Source organism: Eubacterium album, from assembly GCF_025336545.1.
Taxonomy (GTDB): domain Bacteria; phylum Bacillota; class Clostridia; order Lachnospirales; family Lachnospiraceae; genus Eubacterium_U; species Eubacterium_U album.
Genome location: NZ_JAODBU010000015.1, coordinates 1 through 12,391, shown reverse-complemented (window position 1 = coordinate 12,391; position 12,391 = coordinate 1). Strand labels below are relative to the sequence as shown.

General features: G+C 30.2%; 10 protein-coding genes and 1 tRNA gene. All 11 read right to left on the bottom strand.

Annotation, left to right across the window (positions count from 1 at the left end; translation table 11 throughout):
* Nucleotides 1-50: 50 nt before the first annotated feature.
* The 11 genes from N5B56_RS12945 to N5B56_RS12895 all read right to left on the bottom strand — a co-directional run bounded on the left by N5B56_RS12945 (nucleotide 51) and on the right by N5B56_RS12895 (nucleotide 12,360).
* Nucleotides 51-1,535, bottom strand: coding sequence for a class I adenylate-forming enzyme family protein (locus tag N5B56_RS12945; RefSeq protein WP_260979134.1), 1,485 nt, complete (start codon nucleotides 1,533-1,535; stop codon nucleotides 51-53).
* Between the two features lie 137 nt (nucleotides 1,536-1,672).
* Nucleotides 1,673-3,286, bottom strand: a complete 1,614-nt coding sequence (locus tag N5B56_RS12940; RefSeq protein ID WP_022089137.1) for an MBOAT family O-acyltransferase — start codon at nucleotides 3,284-3,286, stop codon at nucleotides 1,673-1,675.
* Nucleotides 3,287-3,291: 5 nt separating this feature from the next.
* Nucleotides 3,292-4,854, bottom strand: coding sequence for a hypothetical protein (locus N5B56_RS12935; RefSeq protein WP_022089136.1), 1,563 nt, complete (start codon nucleotides 4,852-4,854; stop codon nucleotides 3,292-3,294).
* Between the two features lie 441 nt (nucleotides 4,855-5,295).
* The gene (rsmI, locus tag N5B56_RS12930) at nucleotides 5,296-6,153 is read right to left on the bottom strand and encodes a 16S rRNA (cytidine(1402)-2'-O)-methyltransferase (protein WP_022089135.1); all 858 of its coding nucleotides are present in this window, start codon (nucleotides 6,151-6,153) and stop codon (nucleotides 5,296-5,298) included.
* A gap of 44 nt (nucleotides 6,154-6,197) precedes the next feature.
* Nucleotides 6,198-6,944 (bottom strand): tRNA1(Val) (adenine(37)-N6)-methyltransferase, encoded by a 747-nt coding sequence (locus N5B56_RS12925; RefSeq protein ID WP_147586559.1) that lies wholly within the window; start codon nucleotides 6,942-6,944, stop codon nucleotides 6,198-6,200.
* A complete protein-coding gene (locus N5B56_RS12920) occupies nucleotides 6,937-7,833 on the bottom strand; it encodes a PSP1 domain-containing protein (RefSeq protein WP_022089133.1) in 897 nt (298 codons plus the stop codon). The genes N5B56_RS12925 and N5B56_RS12920 overlap by 8 nt, the downstream gene beginning before the upstream one ends.
* The gene (locus N5B56_RS12915) at nucleotides 7,830-8,843 is read right to left on the bottom strand and encodes a DNA polymerase III subunit (protein ID WP_022089132.1); all 1,014 of its coding nucleotides are present in this window, start codon (nucleotides 8,841-8,843) and stop codon (nucleotides 7,830-7,832) included. The genes N5B56_RS12920 and N5B56_RS12915 overlap by 4 nt, the downstream gene beginning before the upstream one ends.
* Before the next feature lie 43 nt (nucleotides 8,844-8,886).
* Complete coding sequence (locus N5B56_RS12910) at nucleotides 8,887-9,477, bottom strand: nucleoside/nucleotide kinase family protein (RefSeq protein WP_022089131.1); 591 nt, start codon at nucleotides 9,475-9,477, stop codon at nucleotides 8,887-8,889.
* Nucleotides 9,478-9,616: 139 nt separating this feature from the next.
* Nucleotides 9,617-11,041 carry an aminotransferase class I/II-fold pyridoxal phosphate-dependent enzyme gene (locus N5B56_RS12905; RefSeq protein WP_260979133.1) on the bottom strand — a complete coding sequence of 475 codons (1,425 nt, stop codon included), beginning with the start codon at nucleotides 11,039-11,041 and terminating at the stop codon, nucleotides 9,617-9,619.
* Nucleotides 11,042-11,043: 2 nt separating this feature from the next.
* Entirely contained in the window at nucleotides 11,044-11,994 is a 951-nt protein-coding gene (locus N5B56_RS12900) for a restriction endonuclease (RefSeq protein ID WP_022089129.1), read from the bottom strand.
* A 293-nt stretch (nucleotides 11,995-12,287) separates the two neighbouring features.
* Nucleotides 12,288-12,360, bottom strand: a tRNA-Phe gene (locus tag N5B56_RS12895).
* Nucleotides 12,361-12,391 lie beyond the last annotated feature (31 nt).

The following is a 12,391-nucleotide window of genomic DNA, read 5'->3' as shown; positions in this document are numbered from 1 at the left end:
TTCCTCATCTCAAAATACTCTTAAAATCACTCTGATTTTCTATTTACAAGTTACATTTCTTTTAATTTACGTTTAATTACTTTTCCATTAAAAGTTCTTGGGAGTTCATCTATTACCTGAACAACTTTTGGAACTCTTATCGCTTCTAATTTATCAGTCATAAATTTATGTAATGCTTTTTCATCATATTCATATCCTTCATTTATAACTATAAATAATTTAGGTGCTTCTCCTGTAATTTCATCAGGTATAGGAATACATGCACATTCTTTTATCATTTCGTTCTGTGCAACAACTTCTTCTATTTCTGAAGGTGCAATCTTAATTCCACCCATATTTATTACATCGCCTTTTCTTCCAAGTAAATATACAAATCCGTCTTCTCCCATATAGCCTAAGTCGTTTGTATATAAAGTGCCTTCATCGTCTAAAACCTCTTTAGTAATTTCAGGTTCTTTTAAATAACCAGGCATGTTCATTGCACCCTTAAATGCAAGATTTCCCGGATTTTCTGCTGATGCATCAACTATATTTCTATTGTCATCTACAAAAATTATATTTGCATTTACGTTTGGAATTCCAATACTTCCTTTTTTATCTCCGTATTTGCTAAATTCAAGACTAACAGTACAACCAGATTCTGTTGCGCCGTAAATATTAAATAATTTTGTATTTGGGAACATTTCTTTTAATGTTTCTTTTGCTTTTTCAGATAAAGGTGCTGAACCTAACTGTATATAATGAATCTGTTCGCTATATGTTCCAAATCTATCCTTTGCAAATTTCAATAACTGTTCAAGAATTGCAGGAGCAAATGTGAGTCCTGTTACATGGTATAAGTCCAATAATTTGAAGAAATCCTCAACAAATTTTACTCCGTCAGTCATTATAACTGTTCCACCTTTATAAAAAACGGAATATGTTCTTCTAAGTCCCATAGAATGATTTAACGGTGCTGTAACCATTTCAACATCATCTGAAGTTATTCCTATAGCTTCACTTACATTCTGCGCTATTGCTATATTGTTTTTGCAGATTATCTTAATTCCTTTTGACTTACCTGTAGTACCTGTAGTAAACAAAATTTCTGATAAATCATCTGATTTAGGCAATTCATACTTGTTTACATCACATTCAGTTTCATCATTCATTGCCTCTTTAAACATTTCCTTTAAACTAATGCATTCTGCAGAAGTATCCTTTAATTTCTTAGTATCAAGAAAATACTTTGTTTCTACAAAATTCATAATTTCAAGAATTCTTTCCTCTTTTACAGCTTTTTCTAATGGACATGCAATCGCTCCAAGAAGCTGAATTGAAAATATCGAAAATAAATATTCAACCTTTTGTGCGCCTCTTAAAACTACAACGTCACCTTTTTTTACACCATTCTTTTCCAAATAAGCAGCTCCCTTATTTATCATTTTCCAAAACTGCCCGTATGTTGCCTTATTCTTTTTGTCTCCCACACATAATTTGCCGGGATTAATTTCTGAATTAGTTTTTATCGCTTCCAAAATTGAATTGTAACTCATGAAATCCTCCTAAAACTATCTCTTCAACATATGTTACTAAATTTATAGATGCCGGAGTTATAAGACTAAAATTATTCTGTATTTATACAAAATAATTATCATACCGTCTTTACTCCGGACATCATTGTATTTTCAGATTAGAATTTACCATAGAAGAATGCGCCGGCATCATATCCTGAACCGTACATTCCAAAAATAAGAATTCCCGCAATAAGTCCTAAATATAAAACCCATCTGAAAACAATATTCTGTTCTGCAATTACATCTCTGACTGTCTTATTATCTTTATCGAATTTTTCCTGTAACATACTTACACACCATACTAATACAACTAAAAGCATAGCTAATGTAAATCCATGTCTGTCTAATCCGTATGAGAATAAACTTTCATCCCAAAGAGTGTGAAGTCCAAACTGTCTAAAGTCAAACATTCTCTTTGTAAATTCAATCATTGTTGTAAATCCTGCTGAAACTGCAAAGAAAATTCTACCTATTGTCGAAAGCATAAATGTTCTAATCATTCTAAATAAATTAAAACTAAAGCATTCTGTATCAATATGAAGGAATTTACACAGTTTCTGTATTGGAATTTCAAATAACGAACTTGTTATAATTAAAATTCCATGGTATACGCCCCAAAGCACAAAGCAACTTGCGGCACCATGCCAAACACCTGTAACAATCCATACAACTGCTGCCGGTATAACTGCTGAAAATGCTCTCGAAGCCTGGTTTCCCCATTTTCTTCTTGTGAATTTATTAATTTTCTTACATAATCCTGACATTGAAACCTGATACAATAAATAATCTTTGAACCATGCACCAAGTGAAATATGCCATCTTCTCCAGAACTCAGGCATATTCTTTGAGAAGAACGGATGCCAGAAGTTTCTATCAAGATTAATTCCAAATATTTCAGAAACACCATGGGCAATATCCATACATCCCATCCAGTCTAAATATAACTGAATTGAGAATAATGATATTCCAAGTAAAAGTGGAAAACCTGTAAGCTGCTGCCAATTTGCTAATATTCCATTTGTAAATGCCTGTATTCTGTCAGATATTACCATTTTTTCAAAGTAACCCCATAAGATTAATTGAAATCCTTTAGTTACTCTGTTGTAATCAAATGGATGATCTGCAAAAAACTGTGGTGCTAACCTGTTATATCTTCCAATTGGTCCCTGCACAATATGAGGGAAATACATTGAGAATAAGGCAAGTTTAAAATAATTTGTTTCTGCTCTATATCTCTTCCAATAAACATCAAGTATATATCCAACAAGCATAAATGTATAAAAAGATATTCCAAGTGGAAGTATGAAATTAAACTCTTTACTCCAATCCATTCCAAATTTTGAAAGAATTGTGGATACACCTGATAAAATAAAATCTGTATATTTAATTACACATAACAATCCTAAATTAATAATAAAATCAACTACGAGGACTCTTCTTCTTTGTTTTGTACGTCTTTTCTTAAAAGCCTTCTTTGCATCTTTTGAAGAGAATTCACGTTCCTTTAAAATTTTATCCTCAGCATCATGCATTTTCTGAATTTTTCTTGCGAAAAAATATGTGCTTAGCGATGAAATAATTATAAAAACAATATATTTAGGTCCTGCAAATAAATAAAATGCAATACTTGCAATTAATAAAAATATCCACTGACATTTTCTAAAAACTGTAAAATACAATAAAATTACTATTAATAGAAATGGGATAAAAGATAGTGTATTAAAGCCCATTTTAGCTACTCTCCTCTGTTCAATGTAGTTTCACCATTATTTGAATACAAATAAACTGTGCTTACAACTCTTTTTAGTTGCTTATCGTATACTATAATATTAAAACCATAAGATGTTAAACTTGTACATTCATTGTCATTTAACTTTAGTGTGCTTCCTGTTGCATCAGCTTTCACAAGATAGTCTGTTCCATCACTAAATGTTCCACCTAATGAAACACTTACTGCACTGTCTTCACTCTGCTTAGCCACTTCATTGTATGTCTTACCATCATTTGTAACACTTACTATATTTGTACCAAATTCGCTATCTTCAAATATCTTTTTACTAACACCCATATTTATAAGAGTGTTCTTCTGTTCATCAGTAAATTTAATATTATTAACATTTGAACCTGCTGCTAAAATGACTTCATAATTTCCATTACTCTTATCCTGTACTTCTTTTAAATATTCATCTAAAGTTGTCGGGAAACTTAATTCACCTTCTTTTATAGATGCTTCATAATATTTTTTATATTTTTCAAAACTCTTCTTAACGCTATTATTTCCTTCTCTGTAATCAGTAAGATCATAATTTTCAGTTAAATATTTTCCCAAAAATTCTGAAGTCTTTTTTGCTCCCTTTATATTTAAATGAATTGCATCAGCTAAATCTGTTTTATAATTAAAATCAAGTTCTTTTCTAACGCTCTTAAGATTCATATCTATAAACGGAATATCATTTTCATCCGCAATTTTTTGAATATAATTATGCTGTTTTTCTTTCCAGCCTGTGTCAGGACTCTTTACGAATAATAACTTAACATTTCTTTCTTTAGCTAATTCAATTATTCTTCTCACATACTTAGCATTAACTTCATTTGGACTTTCAATTTTATCTGACTCTACTTCAAATCCATCATATAAGCCTTTTTGTGCATCCTCTTCAATATAAGTATTCATATCCTTAAATTGTGTTGATAATACTGAAAAGCCTCTAGTATAACTTTTGTTATTTCCTAAGAAGAAATCATAATCATCATAATTTAATTCTGACCATCTTGAATGATATAAAGATAATGGGAATAAATATGAAAATAAATCCGGTTTTACTTCATCTTCGTCTCTTTGAACACTATTGTATTCAATTGCATATTGAAGTTTGTTTTTTCCAATTCTCATATAATCATATGATTTTCTTGCTTTTTCCTCTGCCTTTTCAGATGATTTTCCGGCAGATTTAATTTCGACAACTGCTACTTTAATATCCTGTGTGTCTAATGCCTCTTTGAACCAAAAAAATGTTCCTATCATCGGCTGTGACATAACACCTAAATTATATGAAGAAATACCGTAATCTTCATATAACTGATACGGATCTGCTGTTGCAGCAATAACGCTTGCTCCAAAGAATAAAACTTCTGTACTGTTTTTTTCCAATTCATAAAAGCTCTTATTTGTTTTTGATGATGCCCAACGATTTTCTAACCACTTTGGTTTAAATAATCCTTCTAAAGCATTTACCATTAATACTGCCACTAGACAAAAACAAATAATTTTTACTATTCTTCCTATTTTCTGTTTCATTTTTTTCTCCATTAGTAAATAATTTTTGTATTTTAAAATAAACTTATATAACATTTAATAAAATTATAAGAATTTTAAGTCTCAAAAAAATAATAGTTTCCAAACTTGATATGCTCTTGTCCAAAAACTACTACCTATTTCTGCATAAACTTCTGTCTAACTGTATGTCATCATAAAGCACATTTTCACTAAATTAACATGTTTACTTTTTCATTAAACTCTCTAAGAATTGACACTATAATTCATTAAACCATAAAATTATAACAAAATCATTTAATCATTACAACATAATTGTTATAATTTTTTGGTTACAATTATTTCTAAATTCTTTTACCTTTATTTTTATTACTATTAAATATCTCTTTTTAATTAATTCAAATAGTTTTATTAATTAGCATATTTTTATTTATTTCGTAATAATTTTTTATAAAAATAGACATCTTATTCTTTTATTAATGTATTATAAATGTCTCTTTTTGAAACTCCTCTGTCTTTTGCTACCAATTTCATAGCAGCTTTTTTATCATTGCCTTGGTTTACATAATATTCCATATGTTCTTCAATACTCATATCTTCCCACTGTTTTCTTTTTTCTTCCTTAATCTCCTCCTGAGATTTTCCTTCTATTACAAGAACAAATTCTCCTTTTGGTTCTTTTTCATTATATTTTTCTATTGCACCATCAATTGTTGTTTTATCAGCTTCTTCATATTTCTTAGTAAGTTCGCGGCATAATGTAATACTTCTATTTCCTAACGCATCTCTTAATTCCTTTAGTGTTCTTACCAAGCGGTGTGGTGCTTCATAAATTACTATTGTCCTTGTTTCATTTTTCAACTCTTCTAACACAGTTGATTTTTCTTTTTTATCACTAGGTAAAAATGCCTCAAAACAAAATCTTCTTGTTTTTTGTCCCGACATTGTAAGTGCCGTCACGCAAGCTGCTGCTCCCGGAAGAGATGAAACTTCTATTCCTGCTTCATAGCACTGTCTCACCACCTCTTCTCCGGGGTCTGATATTCCAGGCGTTCCGGCATCCGTAATAATTGCTACGTTTTTCCCGTTTAGCATCATTTGAACCAACTGTTTTGCCTTATCATATTTATTAAATTCATGATAACTTGTCATTGGAGTCTTTATTTCAAAATGATTTAATAATTTTACACTATTTCTTGTATCTTCGGCACCAATTATATCAACTTCTTTCAAAATTCTTACAACTCTGTACGTTATATCCTCCAAATTTCCAATTGGTGTTGCACATAAATACAATTTTCCCTGCTTAATTTCTTCACTCATAGACTTTCTCCATGTTTATTTTCTATTCACAACTTAAACATTAATCATTTTTCTTCATTATAACCATATATATCATATATCTCATCTGTATATACGCCCTGTTCTTTATATACAATCAATGGTTTTTCCACCTTAACCATGGACTTACCTCCACGGCATCCTTCAATAAGAACCATATTTGCTTCCTTATCTGCAAATGGATGAACCATTCTTATTCTTTTAGGCTCAATTCTATACTGTCGCATTAGTGATATTATGTCAACTAGCCTGTGTGGTCTATGTACCATATAAAATCTTCCTTTCGGCTTTAACATCTTTGCCGATTCTCTTATTACATCTTCCAAATTGCACAAAACTTCATGTCTTGCAATCGCCTTAGGCATTTCAGGATTTTTCAATCCATGATTTTCATTCATATATGGCGGATTTGTAGTAATAACGTGAAAAGTGGCTCCGCCGAAAATTCCCGAAGCCTCTTTTATATCACCTGTCACAATATTAATTTTATCCTGCAGTTCATTCATTTCTACACTTCTTGTAGCCATCTCAGCACTTTCATGCTGAATCTCAAGTCCTGTAAAATGCTCTCCGTTGGTCTTTGCTTCCATTAAAATAGGAATTATTCCTGTACCTGTTCCTAAGTCTAGTACTTTTTCCCCTGATTTAGCTTCTGCAAATCCTGACAATAATACTGCATCCATTCCAAAACAAAACTTGTCCTTACTCTGAATTATTTTATATCCATTCCGATTAAGGTCATCAATTCGTTCTCCCTGTTTTAAATTAATCATCTAATTTTGATTCCTCTTTATCTTCAAGCCCTTTTAGCGCCTTTATTTCATCTGCTGCCAAATTGATTTTCTTTTTCTTAGGCTTGAATTTTAATTCTTTAATATTATATTCTCTGATTTCCTTTTCGTCATTTACTTCTACAATTACTTTTACTTTCTGTCTAAGAACATTTACACTGTATACTTCTCCTCGTAATCCGTCAAATGTTTTTACATTTTCACCTACACTTGGAAGATTCGCATTTAAGTATTCATATGTTTCCTGCTCATTTTTTAAGCAACACATTAAACGTCCACATACACCTGATATCTTCGTTGGATTTAATGAAAGACTTTGTTCTTTTGCCATTTTAATTGAAACCGGTGCAAATTCCGGTAAAAATGTATGACAACATAAAGGTCTTCCACACACTCCTATTCCTCCAAGCATTTTAGTTTCATCTCTAACTCCAACCTGTCTTAATTCAATTCTTGTTTTAAAAACAGATGCCAAATCTTTAACTAACTCTCTAAAATCAATTCTTCCATCTGCTGTAAAATAGAATAAAACTTTATTATTATCAAATGTATATTCTGTATTAATAAGTTTCATTTCTAATCCATGTTTCTTTATTTTTTCGAGACAGATTTTATATGCCTTTTTTTCTTTCTTTTTATTTTCTAACTCTTTCTCATCATCTTCTGGAGTAGCCACTCTTATAATTGGCTTAAGTGGTGCTGAAAGTTCTTCTTCATTAATTTCCTTTATCTTTCCAACAACTTCACCATATTCTATTCCTCTTGCAGTCTCTACTATTACATGCTGGCCATTTTCAACTTCTATATCACCTACTGCAAAATTATAGATTCTTCCTGCCTGTCTAAATCTTACTCCGATTACTTTTGTCATTTTTGAATCCTTTCTCTAATAATCAAAAACAATACTTCTAAAGTTGCATCAAAATTTACATTTGACCCAATCCTTTTCTCCGCATTATCTATTTCTTCTAAAATAATATTTATATCTCTAAAGCTTAGTTTTTCACTTTGATTAACTATAGCCATATAATCATCCTGAAATATCAGCTTTTCTGAATCTTTACATGCCTTATACACAAGCATATCTCTATACCACACATACATAAGATCAAAAAATTCATCTATATTCTTTTTTAGTTCTCCCGCTGTCTTTACTGCCTGAGTTATTACATTTATTCCCCCATGTTCCATTGCAATCAATGTCTGAACCAGAGAATTTTTTAGTTCTTTAAACTCTTCTGATGTTGCAAGTTTAACAGCTTTTCCCGGATTTCCTTCAGCAAATGCCGCAGCAACACTTGCATCATAAGAACCTATGCCAAACTCACTCATTAAATAATTCTTTATTGTGCTTTCTTTTACACTTCTTATATTTAATACAACACATCTTGATAAAATTGTCTGCAAAAATTTATCTGCATTTGTAGTAAGTAAAATAATTATTCCATATTCCGGCGGTTCTTCTATAGTTTTTAATAGTGCATTTTGAGCTGCCTCTGTCATTTTTTCACAATCCGGAACTATATAAATTTTATGTTTACTGCTATACGGTTTAATCACAATATCATTGTTAATCTGTTCTCTTATCTCATCAACACCAATACCACTTTTCTCGTATGTCACAATTCTTATATCCGGTTGGTTTCCGGTATCTGTCTGATGACATGATTTACATTTTCCGCAAGCAACTCCTGTCGGAGTTTTTCCTACAGTGTTATTATCCTCACACTGTAAAGCTTTCGCAAATTGAAGCGCTAACTCCATTTTACCTGACTCAGCTTCTCCATTGATTATATATGCATGAGAAATCTTTCCCATCTTTATTGCATTTTCAAAATGTTGAGTTATGTGATTTTGACCTAAAACTTTTCCATTTGCCATACAACAAACCTCATAATCTATTTACACTAACTAATTAAATATATCATAAATACTTCTTTATGTCATTTTCAATATTATTTACACATTCAAATAATTTGTCATTTTCATATATTTTATCAATTCCAACTTCTAATATTTTTTCTCTTGAAAAATCTTCTTCATCGGCAATAAATCTACGACACAACTCTGTATATTTTGGATTTTCCTGACGTCTTTCCCTTTCTACCGCCCTAGAAAGTCTTTCACCTGGTTCAACATATATGTAAAACGGAATAACATTTTCTTCTCCATAATACTTTCTCATTCCTTTATAAGCCTCTAAAGTTCCAATATAAAGGTAATTATTGTCACTATCCAAATCTATTTGTCCATCATCTGCTGTAAAATAATTCCATAATCCGTGTACAGTATTATAGCCTCTGCACTCAATTATTTTTCCCTTATCTTTCATTTCTTCTAATTTTTGAGGAGAAACAAAATAATATTCTACTCCATTTTTTTCGCCCACTCTCATAGGTCTTGTTGTATATCCGACAACTGTCTTTAAATTCAATTGCCTATTATTTTTAATTTGCTGAAAAATTGTATCCTTACCGGAGCTACTTTTTCCTAATATATAAAATATTTTTCCCATTTTCTTTCCTTTTCTTTAATCAACTTAAATAGTTCATACCTATTTTTTATTATATTATTAGTCATTATTAAATTAATTTAAATGTTATGAATTTAAATATTAATAATTTAATTGTTTTTATATTAATTACATAATTAGATTAATCAACAATTTTAAATTTATCATATCTAACTATTTCATAATTTCTATTTTTGTATTCCTTTATTTGTTCAACAAGCTTTACATTAACAACTTCGCCTGGAACAATTAATGGAATTCCCGGCGGATACAAATAAAGATACTCCGCAGATACTTTATTTATTGCATTTTCAATATTTACCAACTTTGTATTACTATTAACTGCATTAGAAATACTCATCTCCTGAATATTTCTTACTAATTCAAAATTTGTATTCTTAATTTTCTTTATTTCTGATTTGTTTGTAATTTTTTTGAGTTCTGCATCAATATAATCTAATGCTTTATATAATCTATCAAATCCCTCTTTATTATCACAAAAGGTAGTTATAGCCAACACATATTTTGCAGCTTCCATTTCCATTTCCAAATGAAATTTTTTACGTAAAATATCATTCATAGGTTTTCCACCCATACTTGAGTTAATTATTAATTTACTTAAATCAACATCAAAAACTTCATTCGTTCCAATAAGTTCTTTTCCCGGAATATGTATGTAATGTAATTTATCACATTTTTTTCTAAATTCTTCTATGTCATTGCTAAATTTTTCATATATTTCATTTCCATTTTTATCTAAAAATGATATGCATTTATCCATATTTGCCATAAAAACATATGAAGGACTGCTTGTCTGAAAAATTGACCAAAAATGTTTTATTTTTTTCTCATCAACTCTTTTTTTTCCTTCTTTAGATAAATGTAACAATGCAGTCTGAGTAAAAGTCGGCAAAGTTTTATGCATACTCTCAATTACTAAGTCTGCTCCCATATCATATGCTGGTTTTGGGAATTTATCTGATATTCCAAAATGCGCTCCATGAGCTTCATCAACAATAAGCACTGCTCCATTTTTATGCGTAATATCTGCCAAAGTTTTTATATCTGACACAATTCCATCATATGTAGGCGACGTTATGACAACTGCTTTTATATTACTATTTTTTTCAAATAAATTTTCTAATTCTTTTGCACTATATCCCCCATTTATCCCATATTTAGGTATATACTTTGGATACAAATATGTATTATTTAACTTAAGCAATTCACTTGCATTATATACTGCTTTGTGACAGTTTCTTCCTATTATTATTCTATCCCCCTGTGTAAGACACGAATGCATTGCTGTTAAAATGCCAACTGTGCTTCCATTTACTAAAAAATATGTTTTTTCCGTCCCCCAAAATTTTTTTGCCCGTTCCATCGCATCCTTAAGCACGTCATCTGCTTCGTAGAGCATATCAAATCCATCTATTTCTGTTATATCAATATCAATTCCATACTGCTCTTTTATTAAATTTACATTTCTCTTATGTCCCGGCATATGAAATGGGTAAAAATCAGACTTACTATATTCTTTTAATTTATCATATAAATCCTTTGACATTACTATTCTTCTTCTAACTCCTCATTATCAAACATATTTTCAAATGAAATCTGCTTGTAATTGTATTGATTTTTCTCAAATCCCTCTAAAAATACTTCCATAGACGCATACTCTTTTCTGCCTTTTTTAATCAAATAAGGTACATCTATATTAAATATTACATTTTCTTTTGTCGGATTATCTTCTCGCTTCATCAATTTTTCTACAATAGCCAATGGTATAGAAAATTCAGCTACACTTTCCATAAATGTTAATTCAAATTTGGCTTCAAACAAATTTTCCGTTCTATAAACTTGTTCTATATAAACTCTTCCTACTTCTGATTTTTCGGCCTCTTCAATAACTGGAATAGACCATCCTTCATTTCCACAAATTATAATCGGATATACGTTATTGACTATTCCAACCATTGCATCAGGCAATACATGTGTTTCATCTACTGCATTTTCGTATCCAACTAATAATTCTTCTTTGGAAATCGTATTTATTACATTTTCATTTAATCCATTAACAAATTCATTTATGTTTTCTAATATAGGTTTAAAAACATCTATTTTTTCAAATGAAATAAGAAATATATTATGTGCCCATGCATATTCCTGAGCAGCACGACTAAATCCTGTCGCACTAAAATAACATCCTACATTATTGTATATATTTTCATTTTTATCCACGCCTAAATATCTATTTTCATTAATATCTGTAATAATTCCATAAAAATCTCTTATATGAGACAATTCAACTCTATTTTTTGCATAAAATTTATATTGGCAAATCATTCTTATTGGAGTTGTAAATGCTGAAGGCATATTTAAAATACCATAACTATATATTCCATGTTGTGAACTATTTCCATTTATTTCTTTTTCTTTTATAGTTACATATCCACTATCTTCTAATAATTTATTTACTTTTTTCTCAAATATATACTCTCTTGCCTGATGTTCTTTCATATATACCACCTACTCATTTGTTTATTTGCGTGCATCCTTTTATATTTTACTATTTTTTCAAGACTATATCAAATCTTATTATTTCCTATAATTATTATTTTTTTAATTTAATTTCTATATTTATTCAAACCAACTTAACTCTAAATATGTATAAAAATTATATACTTATATAATAAAAAAAGAAGCATTCCTGCTTCCCATCACTTCATTACTTATTAACGTTCCCTTATCCGACCCGTTTTTCTTGTTCTTCCCTGTTCTTCTCTTACCAAATGACATTCGGACATGGTTAATGCCCAGTTCCGGAATCGAACCAGAGACACGAGGATTTTCAGTCCTCTGCTCTACCAACTGAGCTAACTGGGCATAAAAAATTGCGGGGACAGGATTTGAACCT